Raw genomic sequence first — 17,731 nt, 5'->3', positions numbered from 1 at the left:
TCAGCGGCCCTCGCTGGCCGGGGCCGGCGGCGCGTCGCGATGAAAGCGCGCGCGCAGCTTGCGGGCGAGCGAATCGAAGCCGAGATAGATGACGGGCGTCGTGAACAGCGTGAGCAACTGCGACACGATCAGGCCGCCGACGATCGCCACGCCGAGCGGACGCCGCAGCTCCGAGCCCGCGCCCCAGCCGAGCATCAGCGGCAGTGCGCCGAGGAGCGCGGCCATCGTGGTCATCAGAATCGGGCGGAAGCGCAGCAGACACGCCTGGAAGATCGCTTCGCGCGGGGGCTTGGCCTGATCGCGCTCCGCTTCGAGCGCGAAGTCGATCATCATGATCGCGTTTTTCTTCACGATGCCGATCAGAAGCACGATGCCGATGATGCCGATGATGTCCAGATCGTGCCCGGTGATCATCAGCGAGAGCAGGGCGCCGACGCCTGCGGACGGCAGCGTCGAGAGAATCGTGATCGGATGGATGAAGCTCTCGTACAGCACGCCGAGCACGATATACATCGTGACGATGGCCGCGAGAATCAGGAATAGCTCGTTCGACAGCGACGCCTGGAACGCGAGCGCGGCGCCCTGATAGCGGATCTGGAACGACGCGGGCAAGCCGATTTCCTCCTTGGCCTGCTCGATTGCTTTCACGGCCTCGCCGAGCGACGCGCCCTTCGCGAGATTGAAGGAAACGGTCGTCGCCGGGAACTGGCCGAGGTGCGTGACGAGCAAGGGCGCCGCGCGTTCGTGGAACTTCGCGATGGCCGAGAGCGGCACCTGACCGTTGGTCGCGGTGGAAGAGGGCAGATAGATGCCGTTCAGCGTTTCGCTGTAATGCGCGTCGGACGGTTCGGCTTCGAGAATCACGCGGTACTGGTTCGATTGCGTGAAAATCGTCGAGATGATGCGCTGGCCGAATGCATCGTAGAGCGCATTGTCGACGGTCGCGGGCGTGATGCCGAAGCGCGCGGCTGTCTCGCGGTCGATCTCGATATAAACCGACTGGCCGTTCTGCTGCAGATCGGTGGCGACGTCCGTCAGCACGGACGTGTGTTGCAGCCGCTCGACGAGCTTTGGCACCCATTCCGCGAACTCCGACGCGTTCGGGTCCGTCAGCATGAACTGATACTGCGTCGGGCTGACGGTCGAATCGATCGTCAAATCCTGCACCGGCTGCATGTACAGCTTGATGCCGGGAATATCGGCGACTTCGCTCTGAATCTCGCGGATGACATCGCTCGACGTATTGCTGCGGTCGTCGCGCGGCTTCAGGTTGATGAGCATGCGCCCGCTGTTCAGCGTGATGTTCGAGCCGTCCACGCCGACGAACGAGGTGAGGCTTTCGACGTCCGGGTTCTGCAGAATCTTCTTCGCGAGCGCCTGCTGCTGGTCCGCGACAGCCTGATACGACGCGGCCTGCGGCGCCTGCGTAATCGCCTGGATCACACCGGTGTCCTGCGTCGGAAAAAAGCCCTTCGGAATGTACACGTACAGCACGGCGGTCAGAATGAGCGTGAGCACGAAGACGAACAGCGTCGCGCGTTGGCGCGCGAGCACCCATTCCAGCGCGACCGCGTAACGCCCGATCACGTAATCGATGAACTGATGCGCGCGCGCCTCGAAGCGCTTGCTTTCCTTCGGCGGCGTGTGGCGCAGAAGTTTTGCGCACATCATCGGCACGAGCGTGAGCGAGACGATTGCCGAAATGACGATGGTCACCGCGAGCGTGATCGCGAACTCGTGGAAGAGGCGGCCGACGACATCGCCCATGAAGAGCAGCGGAATCAGCACGGCGATGAGCGAGACCGTCAGCGAGATGATGGTGAAGCCGATCTGCTTAGAACCCTTCAGCGCCGCTTCGAGCGGCGGATCGCCTTCCTCGACGTAACGCGCGATGTTCTCGATCATCACGATGGCGTCGTCGACCACGAAGCCGGTCGCGATGGTCAGCGCCATCAGCGAGAGGTTGTCGAGCGAGAAGCCGCACAGGTACATGATCGCGAGCGTGCCGACGAGCGACAGCGGCACCGACAAGCTCGGAATGATGGTCGCGTAGACGTTCGCGAGGAACAGATAGATGACGAGCACGACCAGCACGACGGACAGCGCGAGTTCGAACTGCACGTCGCGCACCGAAGCGCGGATGGTCGTCGTGCGGTCCGTGACGACGCGCACGTCGAGCGCGGCCGGCAGCGATTGCTGCAATTGCGGCAGGATTTTCTTGATGCCGTCGACCACCGCAATCACGTTCGCGCCCGGCTGACGCTGCACGTTCAGGATGATCGCGGGCGTCGAATCGACCCATGCGCCGAGCTTCGTGTTCTCCGGCCCCTCGACGATGCTCGCGACGTCCGTCAGCATCACCGGACGGCCGTTGCGATACGCGACGACCGCGCTCTTGTACGCGTTGGCGTCGGTGAGCTGGTCGTTCGCGTTGATGGTGTAGGCGCGCGTCGGGCCGTCGAAGTTGCCCTTCGGCGTGTTGACGTTGAGGTTCGAGATCGTCGTGCGCAGATCGTCGATGTTCAGGCCATACGACGCCAGCGCGCGCGTGTTCGCGCGAATCCGCACGGCAGGGCGATTGCCGCCGCTCACCGATACGAGGCCGACGCCCGCGACCTGCGAGATCTTCTGCGCGAGACGCGTGTCGGCGAGGTCTTGCACTTGTGTCAGCGGCAAGGTTTTGGAGCTGACCGCGAGCGTCATGATCGGCGCGTCGGCGGGGTTCACCTTTGCGTAGATCGGGGGCGCGGGCAGGTCGGACGGCAGCAGGTTGCCCGCTGCGTTGATCGCCGCCTGCACTTCCTGTTCGGCGATATCGAGCGGCAAATCAAGGCTGAACTGCAGCGTGATGACCGATGCGCCCGCCGAACTTTGCGACGACATCTGGTTCAGGCTCGCCATCTGCCCGAACTGCTTTTCGAGCGGCGCCGTGACGCTCGACGTCATCACGTCGGGCGACGCGCCCGGATAGAACGTCTGGACCTGGATCGTCGGATAGTCGACGGCGGGCAGCGCCGAGAGCGGCAAAAAGCGCAACGCGACGAGGCCGACCAGCATGATCGCCGCCATCAGGAGCGCCGTGCCGACCGGACGCAGAATAAAAATGCGGGATGGATTCATGCTTTCGAATTGCGCTTACTGCTGCGATTGCTGACGCCGATGACCGCCGTGGCGCGCACCCGACGCCGCCGAAGCCGGCGCCGCAGCCGACGCGCCCGATGCACCCGACGCGCCCGATGCCGCTTTCGCCTTTTCAGCCGGAATCGTGATTTTCGCGCCTTCCTTCAGGCGGTCCGAGCCGTCGATGACCACGCGCTCGCCGACTTGCAGTCCGGATTTGATGCTGGTGCGCTCGCCGTCGACCGGGCCGGTTTTCACGTTGCGCACGGTGACGGTGTTGTCCGGCTTCACGACGTACACGAACGCGCCCGACGAACCGTTGAGCACCGCCGGCGTCGGCACGATGGTCGCGTTCTTGATGACATCGACGAGCAGCTTCGTGTTCACGAACTGATTCGGGAAAAGCATGCCTTCCTTGTTGTCGAAGGTAGCGCGCAGCTTGACGGTGCCGGTCGTCGTGTCGATCTGGTTGTCGACGGTCTCGAGATAGCCCGCTTCGAGCGACGTGATATTCGCACGGTCATACGCCGTGACCGACATCTTCGTGCCCGCGTGCAGCGGCTTGAGAATCGCGGCGAGATTGTCTTCGGACGTGGTGAAGATCACGCTGATCGGCTGCAACTGCGTGATGACGACGACGCCGTTCGTGTCGCCCGTCGTCACGTAGTTGCCCGGATCGACCTGACGCAAGCCGACGCGCCCCGACACCGGCGCCGTGATGCGCGCGTAGGTCAGATCGAGCTTGTAGGTATCGACGTTGGCCTGATCCGACTTCACCGCGCCTTCGTACTGCTTGACGAGCGACGCCTGCGTGTCGACCTGCTGTTTCGCGATGGAATCCTGCGAGAGCAGCGTCTGATAGCGCTGCAGGTCGAGGCGCGCGGTCTGCAGCAGCGCCTGGTCTTTCGCGAGCGTGCCCTCGGCGTTGCGCAGCGAGATTTCATACGGACGCGGATCGATCTGCGCGAGCACGTCGCCCTTCTTGACCATCTGGCCTTCCTTGAACGCGACATCGACGAGCGTGCCGTTCAACTGCGTCTTGACCGTGACGTTCGCGAGCGGCGTCACGGTGCCGAGCGAATTGATGACCACAGGCATTTCGCCTTGGGTGACGGTCGCGACATGCACCGGCTGCGGCTGATTCATCGGATTCGGCATGCCGCGCCTTCCGCCTTGACGGGCTTCCGGCGCGCCGCTCGTGCCGCCGCTCTCGCCGCGATTCCACGGATGCCACCACGCAACTGCGCCGGCGACGATCAGGATCGCGACGATGAGCGGCACGACCCGGCGCCGCCGCGGCGCGGGTTCGATGGCGGCAGGCGTCGGAGGCGTCGGGCGCGAGTGCCCTGGGGGATTCTTTTGGTCGTCCATCGGTTCGGAGGCTGGTCTTTCAAATCTGTTCGGAGCGCGGACGGGCGGCGGTCACGGTTCAAGCGCCAGACGATGCGCCGCGCGCATGAACCGAGACCGAAGCGGAGGCCGTGAATGACGCGGGGCCGTTGAAAGCGGCTGGAAAGGCTGCCTGTCGAGTTAGGCGAGCGATCCGGCGCGACCCCGGTGCGCGCGAAGCATGATGCTACGTCCCGCACCCGAGGGCGTCCACCGGCCTTTCTTTCTGTTGATTACGAGTGTTACACGCGCAACCGGCCGCGCTTTCGAAGGCGTTCGGCCGCGCGGCGGCCGTCGCGTAGTCTAACTGGCGGCGCGCAATAGGTTCGGGGCGTGCGTTCCGCCGATCTCGCGTGTGATCTGCTCGACGCAATCGAGCAGGGCGGGCGCGACCTCGTCGATCAATATGTCGCGCGGACACTGATGCGCGGCGCCGCCGCAATTGACCGAATAGCGTTCTTCGGACGGCCCGACGAAGCCCGCCGCGACCGCATTCAATCCGTGATGCCATTCGCCGATGGAGATCGCGAAGCCGAGGCGCAACGCATCGTCGAGGCCGCGTTGCAAGCCGCCCGCGATGGCCGGCCAGTCGTCGCCGGATGCGATCTGCAAGCTGCCGATCAGCGCACGCCGATCCGCGTCGGACAACACCGCGAGATACGCGCGTCCGACAGCGGTGCGGCTCAGGTCCATCCTGCCGCCGACTTCCAGCCGCGACACCAGAACGGCGGACCGCGGCCGAATGGCATCGATTACAACCATCTCCAAACGATCGCGCACGGCGAGGTGCACCGAGAGACCAGTGCGCTCGGCGAGACGGATAAGAAACGGGCGCGCTCGAGCGCGAATATCGAAATTACGTAAGAATCCGTTGCTCAGTTCGAGAACGGACGCCGTCAGCACGAAGCGCTCGCTGTCGGGCAAGCGGTGCAGCAATCCGGCGCCGACGAGCGTCGCGGTGATCCGGGATATCGTGGGCTTCGGAATTCCCGTCCAGTCGGTCAGTTCGCGATTGCTCACCGGCGCGTCCGCGGCGGCGATCCGGCGCAGCACATCGAGCCCGCGGGCGAGCGCGGTGACTTCCTCGCCGTCCTTCTCCCGGGCGCGTTCGCGGCCCACCGACGGTTCGTTTTGCATAGGCATTCGTTAAGTGAAACATCGTTTTGTTTGATGACCTGGCGCAATTCTACAAGGCCAGCACGAGAAACTTGCAAACGATGCAAACCTTCAGGATAAGCTGTACCCGCAATGAAACTTTTATGTGTTTCGGTGCATGTTGAACGAAACTTGGGCAGTTGCCCGGACCGCGAGATTTTGCTTGACTTGAGCAGCGATCCCGGAAAAAATGGAACCGAATTTCGAAACCCGGGGTGATGTGCGCTTCAGCGCTTACCGCCCGAGCTTCGGAGACAGGCTCTCAGGTTCTAGCACGGCCCTCGGAATGGCTAGAACTTTTAAGGCGCTACGGAAACGTAGCGCCTTTTTTTTCGTCCGTGCGTTCGTCGAAAGTCTTGGCGCGAATATACCGGAAAGCGCGGGGGAGCCGGGTCTCGTCGTTCGGACGTCGAAAGGAAATGATGGGGAGAGAAGCGGCAGTCATCTTCGCTGCCGAAAGCAAAACGCGGCGCAATGTGCGCCGCGCTGGGAGATCAATACATGTTCGCAAACACGCGTGGCTGCCGAAGCAAGCGTTTGCCGCGCCCGATCCAGTAGACCGCTGCGCACACCAGCAATAGCGCGACCGAGTACACGACGAGCGGCGAAATTCGTTCGGGCGCGGGCGGGCTCGTCGCGATGAGCAGAGCCGCGAAGAATGCAGCGCCCGCCTGACAGAAAGCGCGGTGAGCGAGACTGCGACGCATGCGTGGAGTGGTGAAGCGGGAGACAGGGGCGCGAGTGAACGGCTCGAAGAGCATCAACCCTGCGACAAGGGCGACGGCGACATTCATGAAGAGCATGGTGCGAGACTTCGTGGGAGGCGGGACGGCGGCAAATATATGCCAACCGTATAGGGTGCCAAAACCAGAAGTCTCCGAAATGTAGAGGGAAAATTCTATTCGCCGCTCACCGCGGGTAAATCGTTTGCGCCAGCTATATGTAAGGCTGGCGCACCCCGTTGACCAGAGGCGAGGTTCCCCTGCGATGCAAGGTTTCAAAGTTCGATTCGAGTGCCGAGCAGCGCCAGGAATTGCCCGATCCACGCCGGATGCGCGGGCCATGCGGGCGCGGTGACGAAATTCGCATCGGTGATGGCCTCATCGACGGCGATATCGGCGTGAGTCGCGCCCGCGAGCCGCACTTCGGGCGCGCACGCCGGGTACGCGGAAATGCGCCGCCCTTCGATCACGCCCGCCGCCGCGAGCAATTGCGCGCCGTGGCAGACCGCGGCGATCGGCTTGTTCGCCTGCGCGAAGTGCCGCACGAGTTCGAGCACGCGATCGTTCAGGCGCAGATATTCCGGCGCGCGGCCGCCTGCGATCGCGAGCGCGTCGTAACGGGCCGGATCGATGTCGTCGAAGCTCGCATTCAGCGTGAAGCGATGTCCCGGCTTCTCCGTATAAGTCTGATCGCCTTCGAAATCGTGGATCGCCGTCTTCACGGTGTCGCCGCGCTTTTTACCGGGGCACACCGCATCCACCGTATGGCCGACGGCCTGCAACGCCTGAAACGGAACCATCGTTTCATAGTCCTCGGCGAAATCGCCGGTGAGAAACAGAATCTTCTTGGCAGCCATCGCTAACCTCGTCAGGGAATGGGTTGTCGGATGCTCGATGCCGCGCGCCGCTCCATCGCGCGCGCGCCGCGCGGATCAGTCTACTATTCGCGCCGCGCTTCGCATGTGACGGCGCGAAGCGACGCGCACCGACAGCGTATGATGTGCGCGAGTTTCGAGACGAAGGAAGGTATCACCATGCAGATGACTCCCATGACCCGCATCGCCGTGACGCTCGCCGCGCTGGGCGTGCTGGCCGCGTGCGAGAAGCACGACGCAACCGCGGGGCAGGCCGCGAGCGCTCTCAACAATCTGGCGAGCCAGACGAGCCAGAAGTTCGACCAGGCGGCGAGCTACGTCGGCCAGAAGGTCGATGCCGCGAAACAATCGGCGCAGCAGAACATCGACAGCGCCGGATCGATGCCCGATGTCTCCGCGAGCAGCGTCGCCGCGACGGCGCGATCGAACTTCGACAGCGCGGCGAGCGCGACGAACGCCGCGATCAACAATGCCGCGAGCGCGACGGGCGCGGGCTTGCAATCGGCGGGGCGCAAGCTGCAGGAATGGTCCGCGCAGTCGGGCGGCGCGTCGAATCCGCAAGCGAGCGCGCAAGGCTCGGTCGCCGGACCCACGTCCGAGTCCAGCGGCGAGCGCACCGAGATGGATAAATAGAGCTGTTTCGTCTGAAAAATCAACGCAGAAGCGCTTAACATTCGGTTACGTCCGCTTTGGGCGGCCTCCCTGTTATAGCCGCTAAACTGGCGGACTTTCAGAAATCGAGACCGTTATGAAGTCACGCAAGCTCGCGCCGCGAAGCGCGGCGGAGTCTGGCGCGATCTCCTGGATGGCGGCGAGCGTGCTGTTGCGCGCCGCACTCGCGCGCCACGCTGCGCGCGCGTTTTCGCTTGCAATGTCGTCGATGCTCGCCGCGCTGGCCGCGTCGATCGTGTTCGCCTCGCCTGCCGTCCAGGCCGCACAGGCCCTCACGCTGCCCACGTTCCAGGAACTGATCACGCCGGCCGCGCCCGCATCCGCACCGGATGCCGCGTCGGCGCCCGCGATGTCCGACGCCGAGATGCTGCGCTCGCTCGACAACATCATCGCCACCCTCGATAGCGACAAGCAGCGCACGGCGCTCGTCGCGCAGCTCAAGCATCTGCGCGATGCGAAGCGCGCCGCCGATTCCACCGCTCCGGCATCCGGCGCGGCGGCGGCCTCCGCGACGGCGGACACCGCCGCGAGCGGCACGGCAGCGGGCGCACAGCCGACTTCGGGAACGACGGCATCGTCGGTCGTGGCGACCATCGCGCAGAACGCGGGCTTGCTGGGCGCGATCGCGTCGGCGCTCACGAACATCGAGGCCGACGTGAAGCGCGGCAAGACGCCTATCGCCTATTGGGTCGGACGCTTCAACGCCGCCGGCAACGAGCTTTTCACGATCGTCACGAGCCAGAGCCGCGAATCGTTCGGCCGCACGCTCTTCAACTATTTCGCGACGCTCGCGGGCTGGGGCGCATGCGCGATGGCGCTCGTCTATCTGCAGCGGCGCGTGCGGGCGCGATTCGGCATCGACAGCGGCCTGCATTCGAACCCGACGACGCGCGAACTGCTGCTCTTCACGCTGCGCCGCGTCGCGCCGTACCTGTTCGCGTTCCTCGCGGCGCTCACGTTCACGCACTACATGCCGCTGTCGCTCGGCCGCACGCTCGCGATGGTCACCGCTTACGCAATCGTCGCGGGCGCGGTGTTCTCCGCAATCTGTCTCATCATGTTCTCGCTGTTCGGCTCGGCGCACCGGCGCGTCGCGGTGAACCTGCTCATCGGCCGCGCGCGGCGGCTTCTCTTTCTGATCGGCACGCTCGGCGCGCTCGGCGACGCCGCCGCGAATTACGACGTCGCGCAGCAGCTCGGCACCAATCTCTCCGCGCTGATCTCGACGTGCGCGAACATGGGCGCCGCGGCGCTCACCGCGTATTTCGCGCTCGCGTTCCAGCGGCCCGTCGCGCATCTGATCCGCAGCCGCACGTACGAGCAGCGCAACACGCGCAAGGCCGCGACCGAGACGTTCGAAGTGGTCGCGTCGCTTTGGCAGTTGCCGCTGCTCCTGCTCGCGTCGGCGTCGGTCGTGGCGACGCTCATGGGCATCGGTACGTCGGAAAACGTGCTGCAGATGGCGATCGCCACCGCGGGCCTGCTCGTCGTCGCGTTCTTTCTCTCGGCGATCGTCGTGCGTATCACGCGGCCCAAGTCGAGAAAACCGCGCCGCCAGTCGGCGTATGTGCGCAGGCTCGTCAAGTTCGTCGGCACGATGATCGTGGTCGGCGTCTGGCTCGTGTTCCTCGAATTGTCGTCGCGTTTCTGGGGATTCTCGCTCGCGCACATGGCCGAGGAGAGCGTCGCCGCGCGCGGCATCACGCACGCGGTCGGGATGATCGTGCTGACGTTCTTCGTCGTCTGGCTGATCTGGATTCTGATCGACACGGGCATTCAGGAAGCGCTCAGGCCCGACGCGGCGCGGCGCGGCGGACGCGGCCCGAGCATGCGCGCCCGCACGATGCTGCCGCTCGTGCGCAACGTGGTGTTCGTGTTCCTGCTGACGGTCGCCGCGATCGTCACCGCCGCGAATCTCGGCCTGAACGTGACGCCGCTGCTCGCGGGCGCGGGCGTGATCGGCCTCGCGGTGGGTTTCGGCGCGCAATCGCTCGTGGCGGATCTGATCACCGGGCTTTTCATCATCATCGAGGACACGATTTCGGTCGGCGATTCGATCGAGGTCGAAGGCGGTCACGCGGGCATCGTCGAAAGCCTGACGATCCGCACCGTGCGCCTGCGCGACGGCCAGGGCGCGATCCACGCGATTCCGTTCTCGCAGATCAAGACGGTGAAGAATCTGTCGCGCGATTTCGCGTACGCGGTGTTCGAGGTGCGCGTGCCGTTTTCGGCGGACGTCGACCAGGTCACGCAGATGATTCGCGAAGTCGGCGCGGATCTGCTGGACGATTTCCGCTATCGGCTCGAAATGCTCGGGCCGGTCGAAGTGTGGGGACTCGACCGCTTCGATCCGAACTGGATGGTCGTGAAAGGGCAGATCAAGACGCGCCCGTTGCAGCAATGGAGCGTCGCGCGGGCGTTCAATCTGCGTATCAAGCGCAAGATGGACGAAGCCGGCATCGAGATTCCGGTTCCGCAGATGCACGTGCAAATGACGCGCGACGCGATGTCGGGCGCCGACGCCGAAGGACGCGAGCGCGCGCGGCGCATCTGGACGGGCGAGGCGCCGGCGCCGGTGGAAGAGGAAGAAGAACTCGCGGCCGGGCCGGCCTTTGTGCGCGAGACGAAGATCGCCGCAGCCGCGGCCCGCGACGTTTCGCACGAACCCCAGCCGGCGCCGCCGCCGACCGATCAATCCGTGCAGATTCCGCCGCAGATTCCGACCGCGTCCGAGCCGGGGAAGGGCTGAGCTTTTTTCAGGCGGCGAGCAGATCGTTGACGTGTGTGGCGATCTGCTCGCCCGCGACGCCGTAGACATGCAGCGATACGGCGCGCGCGGCGGCATCGGCGGGATTGCCGAGCTGATGAATCGCGCCGCGTCCCGCATCCACATAGGACACCGCGCCCGGCGCGCGCGGATGACGCCGCGTCTCGATCGCGCGATGGGCGACTGCATCCCAGCGATAAAGCGTTTCTTCGAGCGCGCCATCGATCACCGCATAGCCGCACCATGTCCGATGACCATGCACCGGGCTCGCTTGCCCCGGCTCCCAGACGAGCGCGGCGATCGCGTAACGGTTGAGCGGGTCGGCGGCGAGCAGATGACGGCAATAGTTCCGCGGATCGCTCACGCGCTGATCGGGGCGCAGCAGACCCGGATCGGCGATCGCGCGTTGCAGCGCGAGGCGCACGCGCTCGCCGAACGACGCGCGCGAATCCGCTTCGGCGGTGGCGAATGCGGCGTCGATTTCGCGGCACAGTCGTTCGAGCGCGGGGTTTCGTAACGCGGCACAATCGGCGGCCGGGGAAGCCGCCAAAGCCGATGAAGAGGGCCGCGCCAGGCGGCTGACATGTTCGAGTCGCATAGTGGATGAGCCGTCGCGTCGTTGTTGTTCGATCCGCTCATTTATACCGGCTTGCCTCCAGAATTAGTTTCCATATAATTCCGCTCGACCATCAAGAAATAGAATAATTTCCTATAAGGGGTGCAGCATGGGAATGGACCTCATCGACCGCAAGCTGCTCGAATTGCTTCAGCAGGATGTGACGATGCCCATCGCGGAACTCGCGCAGCGCGTGAACCTTTCGCAGACGCCGTGCTGGAAACGCGTGCAGCGTCTGAAAGAGACGGGCGTGATCCGCGCGCAGGTTGCGTTGTGCGATCCGAAGAAGCTGGGCGTCGGGACGACGGTGTTCGTCGCGGTACGCACCAACCAGCACACGCAGACCTGGGCCGACGATTTCACGCGCGCCGTGCGCGATATTCCGGAAGTGGTCGAGGTGTACCGGATGAGCGGCGAGACCGATTATCTGTTGCGCGTCGTGGTGTCGGATATCGACGACTACGATCGCGTCTACAAGCAACTCATTCGCGCCGTGCCGCTGTATGACGTGAGCTCGAGTTTCGCGATGGAGCAGATCAAGTATTCGACGGCGTTGCCGGTGCGCCCCACGCTCGAACCCTGAACCGCCGACACATAAGAAAAGCCGCCCGGGCGGGCGGCTCAACACGTCCGGTCACTAGGTATCCCGGGATTGCCCCTTTAGCCCTTCCCGGGATCGGACGCGCATGGAATCGTGACTAGTATCGTCAATCGGACGGGCCGCGTTCAAGCGCGCGCGTGCAGCAGAGAATTTCGCGATGGCGGCGCGGGTTGCGAAACGACGATGGGCGCCCCGCAATCCAACTGAAACCCAACCCGAGTACCATAGCGGGTCCTTCCCGACACGCCGCCACGAATCCATTCATGAGCCACGACCCCCGCGATCCGCGCCGCCCGGACGGTACGCCGAAAAAGAATCCGACCCGCGCCGTCAGCGTGTTCATCGTGGTCGTGGTGCTGATCGTGATCGGCACGATCCTGTTCAACGCGATCCGCGAGAAGCGCGAGTTCGACGAGGAAAACGCGCAGCCATCCGCGGCGAGCGACGTGCGCCCCGCCGTGCCGGCGGTCGGCGCGTCGCAGTAGGCACGCGTCAAACCGGCAGGCGAATCTGCGCGGCGTCCTTCTCGATCAGCGATGACGCCGTCAGCATCTGCTTGCATTGATGCGCGAGCAGCTTGAGATCGTGAAGCGCATCGGCGGGCAGCGACTGCGCGCGCTCTGCATCGACGACCATCTTGTCCAGATCGCGCCGCAGTTGCTTGAGCGCGTCCGCGTGAGCGGGCGGCGCATCGGGCTTGGCGGCGGCGGGCAGTTCGCCCTCGGCCTCGGCGAGATTGTCGCGCACGATCCCGAAGGTGCGCTGCACCGGCTCGAACGGCTGACCGCCCACCTCGTTGAGCGATTGCAGCAGCGGCGCGGCGGCGGTGATCTGCGAGGCGAGCACATGGCTCTGCACGAGCAGATCGTTCAATTCGGCGGCATACCTTTGCTGCGCCTTGGGCTCCAGCATCATGCGCTGGAACGCCTGCGCGAGATTGGCGAACGCGATATGCACGTTCTTGCGCGCGAGCCGGTAGCGGAAGTCGCGGTCGAGCGCCGTGGCGGTCACCGTCGCCGCGGCGGATGCGCCCTTGCTCGCCGTGGCCGCCGTGCTCTCGCCGATGCTCACCGACGATAAACGCTGCGCCGTCGCGCTCGCGGCTTTCATCGCGGAATCGGCGGCGGGCGGCGGCGTGGCGGCCATCGGCTCGACCGGTTCGCTGACCGCTTCCGCCGTGATCGTCACCGTTTGCGCGGGCGTCGCCACGGCCGACGACGTCGCCGCCACCGCACCCGCGTTCGCATCGGCGAACACGGCGCGATCGACCGGCGTTTCGGCCGCCGGCGCGTGAACCGCAGCCGCGCGCGCCTTGTCGGTCTGCGTCCCGCGCCACCACCAGCTCGCTTCGAGATAATTACGCGTCGCGGCGAGCAGATCCTTCACGGGCTTGCCCATCAGCCGATATTCCCAGTACGGAAACAGATGACTCGCCGCGATCGCGATCGCGCAGCCGACGACGGTGTCGATCGCGCGCTCGCCGATGATCCGCATGTTGCCCGGCGCGAGCAGATGGAACATCAGCAGCACATACGACGACGTGAACACGACGCTCGCCGCATAGTTGAAAAGCAGGAGGCTGTAGCTCATCACCATCGACGCGAACATCACGACGAGCAGGATATGCGGCTCCTTGAAGAACAGGATCAGCGCGATGGTCACCGCACAGCCGATCGCCGTGCCGATGATCCGCTGCGTGTTGCGCTGCTTGGTGAGCGAGTAGCCGGGCTTCAGAATGATGACGGTCGTCATCACGATCCAGTACGCGTTCGTGAGCGGCAAGAGACGCCCGAGCCAGAAGCCGATACCCACGGCGATCGTCACGCGCAGCGCATGCCGGAAACTCGGCGACGACATCGTGAGGTTCGAGAATATCTGCATGAACGGCACGCGCCGGCTCGATATGAAGCGCGACAGCGCGTGGTCGATCTGCACTTCGGTTTCGGTGACGCTCGGTTCGTCGCGCGTGCGGCGGCGCATCTTGTCGATGAGACGCGTCGCGCTCCACAGACGCCTGAACACGGCGGCCGCCGCCGCGTACGCTTCGGGATTCTTCTCCGGCAGCCCGTGCTTGCGCATCAGTTCCAGTTCGTATTCGATCGCGCGCAGTTCGGCCTTCATGCTGATCTGCCGGCCGGCCGCCTTGTTCTGCAGCACCGCGAGCCCGATTTCCTCGAGATCCGCGCTCGCCTTGCGCATCAGGTCGCGATAGAAGATCAGCACGTCGGAGCCGGCGAACGTCTTTCTCACGAGCGGATAGTCCGTATGCGCGCCGACGAAGAACTCGTGCAGATCGACCACGTTGATGAACAGATTGAAGAGCCGCGCGCGCCGCGCGTCGAGCTTGCCGCTCTTCACCTTCGGCAAGTTGCGCAGCACGATGTCGCGCGCCGCTTCCTGCCGCTCGACGGCCGCAATCTGCTTTTCGATGAGCACGCGATAACACTCGTCGAGATCGGCGTCGCTGTCGTAGAACTCGGCGCGCGCGAGCAGATACTCCGCGCAACTGAAGATGCTTTCGGCCAGCGCCTGCTGCTCGATGCGATAGACGAGCAGCCGTGAGACCAGCGTCGCCCAATACGTGTACCAGAGGCCGCCCAGCAAAATCCACGATGCGTTGATGAGCGCCTGCATCGGCGTGAAATGCTCTTCCAGCGTGACGACCATCATGAAGAGCGTCGCGAAGCTGATCTGCGGCCAGCGATTGCCGTACACGACGATCAGCGACAGCACGAACGTTAGCGGCACGATGGTCAGCCAGAGCGTGATCGGATTCGCGGTCGCGATGCCCGTTGCGAGCGCCGCAAGAAAGCCGATCACCGTGCACGCGAGCATCTCGTTGTGCTTGTGCCTGAGCGGGCCGGGCATGTCGACGACGCACGCACCGAGCGCGCCGGTTGCGATCGTGAAACCAAGCTCGCGATTGTGAAAGACGGTGAGCATCAGGACGGCGGGCAGCGATACGCCGAGCGCGATGCGCAACCCGCCAAAGAAATACTGGCTGTAAATGAACTTCCTGATTTCGAACGAATAGCGCATCGACTTCCTGTTTTACGCTCGTTGACGTCATGGAGACGAAGCGAGAATCGAGTCTAACCCAACTCACCCGGGCTTCGACCCTCGGCCATTCGGCCAGGTTCTCGGCGGCACGTCCGCTTTGTTATGCTGGCGCATTAGCTGACAAAGCTTTTCAAATCGCGCGCCGGTGAAGCTTTCACAGACCGCATAGCAAGCCGCTTTCCATGCTCGAACTCTTCTATTCGAATCGTCACGAGACGCTCGCCGCAGCGCTCTTCGAAGACCTCGACGCGTTTGCGATGCGCGAGGGCGATCCCTTCGCGCGCGAGTCCGTCATCGTGCCGAGCGCGGCGTTGCGGCGCCGGCTCGAACTCGATATGGCGGAGCGCTTCGGCATCTGCGCGAACGTCGACTTCTGTTATCTCGCGCAATGGCTGTGGGCGCAGATCGGGCGCGTGCTGCCGGTGCCCGCGCATTCGCCGTTTTCGCCGGACCGGCTCGCGTGGCGTTGCTATCGGCTCTTCGAAGATCCATCGTTCGGCGATTCGGCGCGGCTATCGACGTATCTGAACGCCGCCGACGATTCCATGCGCTACGAACTCGCGCGGCGCATCGCGACAGTCTTCGATCACTATCTGACGTATCGGCCCGAGTGGCTCGCGCATTGGCAGGCGGGCGGCTCGATTCTCACGGGAAGCAATGCCGAAATCGACGCGCGCGGCCCGCGTCTTTCTGGCGCGAACGACATCCAGCGCGAGGACGAGCGCTGGCAACGAGCGCTCTGGCGCGCACTGCTCGAAGACCTGTCCCGCGATGCGAACGGCGACGAGAAAGACCCGACGCCGCCCGCATACCGCTTCCTCGCCGGTTCCCCCGGCTTCGATCTCGATACGGTGATGCGCGCGCAATGGCCGAGCCGCATCAGCGTGTTCGCCTTGCCGACGATGCCGCCGCTGCACATCGCGCTCTTGCGCGAGCTGTCGCGCTGGATCGACGTGCGCGTTTATGCACAGAATCCTTGCCGCGAGTTCTGGTTCGACATCGTGAGCGAGGCGCGCGTCGAGCAACTCGAATTGAAGGGCGAGGCGGACTATCAGGAAGTCGGTCATCCGCTGCTCGCGGAGTGGGGCCGGCAGACGCAGGCGCAACTGCACATGCTGCACGAATTGACCGAGAGCGCGGCGTCGAGCGAGCGGCAACTGTACGAGAACAATCCCGCGCCTACGTGGCTCGCGCGTCTGCAAAACGGCATCCTCGCGCTCGATGAAGACAGCGCCGAGCCGCAGCCCGAGGACATCGTCGAGAACGGCATCGAAGTGCATGTTTGTCACAGCCTGTCGCGCCAGCTCGAAGTGCTGCACGATCGCTTGCTCGACTGGTTCGACGATATCGAAGGGCTGGAGCCTTCGGACGTGCTCGTCGCGTTTCCGGATCTCGCAGTCGCTGGGCCGCTCATCGACGGCATCTTCGGCACCGCGCCCGCGGGCGCGAGCAACGAGCGCCGGCGCATTCCGTATCGGATTACCGGCCTGCCGCCGTCGCAGGCGAATCCCGTCGCGCGCGCGCTCATCGACTGGCTCGCGCTCACCGAACGCAGCGTCGGCGCGCCCGAGCTCGTCGAATGGCTGCGCGTGGATGCGATCGCGGCGCGCTACGGGATCGACGCCGCCGCGCTCGAAACGGCGCAGGCGTGGCTCGCGGCGGCGGGCGCGCGGCGCGGCCTGCGTCCCGACGACGTGACGGCGGACGACGTGCCCGCCGCGCGTCACACATTCGCCGATGCGCTCACGCGGCTCTATCTCGGCTATGCGCTGCCGGGCGGCGGCGCGCCGGTCGCGGATTGGCTGCCGATCGAAGGGGCGAACGGGTCGGAGGCCGAATTGCTCGGCCGTCTCACGCGCTTCGTCGACGACATCGACGCGTTCGCCGAACGCATCGCGAGAGCGCGCACCGCGCGCGCCTGGGGCGATCTGCTGCTCGACGCGCTGGAGCGTTTTTTCGATGCGGGCGTCGCGTTCGCCGACGCCGTCGGCGACGTGCGCCGCGCGATCGATTCGCTGATCGCCGCAATGGACGAGGGCGCGGGCGTGACCGAAGTATCGGCCGCCGTGATCCGCACCGCGCTCACCGATACGCTCGACGATCCAGCGCGCGGCGGCGTGCCCTGGGGCGGCGTCACGTTCTCGTCGCTGACGAGCTTGCGCGGGCTGCCGTATCGCGTCGTGTGTCTGCTCGGCATGGACGACGGCATGCTGCCGAGCCTCGCGCGCGCCGACGAGTTCGATCTGATGGCGCGCTTCGGCAAGCTCGGCGACCGTCAGCGCCGCGACGACGAGCGCAATCTGTTTCTCGATCTCACGCTCGCGGCGCGCGACCGGCTGATGATCGCGTACACGGGCCGCAGCATCCGCGACAACGCCGTGCTGCCGCCCGCCGCGCTCATCGACGAACTGCTCGACTATCTCGCGCAGTCCGTCGCGGGCAAGCACGCGGCGCCGGACGAACTCGCGAACGCGCGCGCGCGCTTCGTGTTCGAGCATCCGCTGCAGCCGTATGCGCCCGAGTATTTTCGCGACGATGGCAGGCTCTTCACTTACGAACCCGAGCGCGCCGAACTCGCTCGCGCTTTGGAGTCGGGCAAGTCGCAGCCCGTCGCGCGATTCTTCAGCGCGCCGTTGCCGCCGGAAGACGACGCGCAGACCGTCGCGTTCGACGACTTCGTGCGCTTCTGGCGGCATCCGGCGCGCTCGCTGTTGCGCGACCGCCTGGGCATTGCGCTCGTCGATGCCGAGTCCG

General features: G+C 65.0%; 12 protein-coding genes. 5 read left to right on the top strand and 7 right to left on the bottom strand.

The genetic code is table 11. The features are described from left to right. The 5 genes from BG60_RS09415 to BG60_RS09395 form a co-directional block, all read right to left on the bottom strand. Window positions 1-3,120 carry an MdtB/MuxB family multidrug efflux RND transporter permease subunit gene (locus BG60_RS09415; RefSeq protein WP_034471183.1) on the bottom strand — a complete coding sequence of 1,040 codons (3,120 nt, stop codon included), beginning with the start codon at window positions 3,118-3,120 and terminating at the stop codon, window positions 1-3. A gap of 15 nt (window positions 3,121-3,135) precedes the next feature. After that, on the bottom strand, window positions 3,136-4,491 hold the full coding sequence (locus BG60_RS09410; RefSeq protein ID WP_034471181.1) for an MdtA/MuxA family multidrug efflux RND transporter periplasmic adaptor subunit: 1,356 nt from the start codon (window positions 4,489-4,491) through the stop codon (window positions 3,136-3,138). Window positions 4,492-4,812: 321 nt separating this feature from the next. Continuing rightward, window positions 4,813-5,646, bottom strand: coding sequence for an IclR family transcriptional regulator (locus BG60_RS09405; protein ID WP_008350606.1), 834 nt, complete (start codon window positions 5,644-5,646; stop codon window positions 4,813-4,815). A gap of 512 nt (window positions 5,647-6,158) precedes the next feature. Continuing rightward, the gene (locus BG60_RS09400; protein WP_144403775.1) at window positions 6,159-6,467 is read right to left on the bottom strand and encodes a hypothetical protein; all 309 of its coding nucleotides are present in this window, start codon (window positions 6,465-6,467) and stop codon (window positions 6,159-6,161) included. A gap of 194 nt (window positions 6,468-6,661) precedes the next feature. Then, window positions 6,662-7,243: a DJ-1/PfpI family protein gene (locus BG60_RS09395; protein ID WP_034471179.1), complete on the bottom strand. Its 582-nt coding sequence runs from the start codon at window positions 7,241-7,243 to the stop codon at window positions 6,662-6,664. Window positions 7,244-7,420: 177 nt separating this feature from the next. On the opposite strand from BG60_RS09395, the gene BG60_RS09390 reads away from it, so the two are divergent. Next, window positions 7,421-7,894, top strand: a complete 474-nt coding sequence (locus BG60_RS09390) for a BCAL1086 family glycoprotein (protein WP_051996467.1) — start codon at window positions 7,421-7,423, stop codon at window positions 7,892-7,894. Between the two features lie 115 nt (window positions 7,895-8,009). Next, on the top strand, window positions 8,010-10,682 hold the full coding sequence (locus tag BG60_RS09385; protein ID WP_034471177.1) for a mechanosensitive ion channel family protein: 2,673 nt from the start codon (window positions 8,010-8,012) through the stop codon (window positions 10,680-10,682). Between the two features lie 7 nt (window positions 10,683-10,689). Here the strand turns inward: BG60_RS09385 and BG60_RS09380 are convergent, their stop codons facing one another. Continuing rightward, window positions 10,690-11,298 carry a cysteine dioxygenase family protein gene (locus tag BG60_RS09380; RefSeq protein WP_081851837.1) on the bottom strand — a complete coding sequence of 203 codons (609 nt, stop codon included), beginning with the start codon at window positions 11,296-11,298 and terminating at the stop codon, window positions 10,690-10,692. 127 nt (window positions 11,299-11,425) lie between these two features. Between BG60_RS09380 and BG60_RS09375 the strand changes: the two genes are divergently transcribed. Both BG60_RS09375 and BG60_RS09370 read left to right on the top strand, forming a co-directional pair. Further along, a complete protein-coding gene (locus BG60_RS09375) occupies window positions 11,426-11,899 on the top strand; it encodes an Lrp/AsnC family transcriptional regulator (protein ID WP_033536869.1) in 474 nt (157 codons plus the stop codon). A gap of 281 nt (window positions 11,900-12,180) precedes the next feature. Beyond that, window positions 12,181-12,402, top strand: a complete 222-nt coding sequence (locus tag BG60_RS09370) for a hypothetical protein (RefSeq protein WP_008350594.1) — start codon at window positions 12,181-12,183, stop codon at window positions 12,400-12,402. A gap of 7 nt (window positions 12,403-12,409) precedes the next feature. Here the strand turns inward: BG60_RS09370 and BG60_RS09365 are convergent, their stop codons facing one another. Continuing rightward, window positions 12,410-14,956, bottom strand: coding sequence for an FUSC family protein (locus BG60_RS09365; protein WP_034471175.1), 2,547 nt, complete (start codon window positions 14,954-14,956; stop codon window positions 12,410-12,412). Between the two features lie 203 nt (window positions 14,957-15,159). Here BG60_RS09365 and recC point away from each other — a divergent pair. Further along, on the top strand, window positions 15,160-17,731 hold a 2,572-nt coding region (gene recC / locus BG60_RS09360), incomplete at its 3' end, for an exodeoxyribonuclease V subunit gamma (RefSeq protein WP_034471173.1).

This window comes from Caballeronia zhejiangensis, assembly GCF_000698575.1.
In the GTDB taxonomy this organism is placed as follows: domain Bacteria; phylum Pseudomonadota; class Gammaproteobacteria; order Burkholderiales; family Burkholderiaceae; genus Caballeronia; species Caballeronia zhejiangensis.
This window is presented reverse-complemented; position numbering and strand designations above follow the sequence as displayed.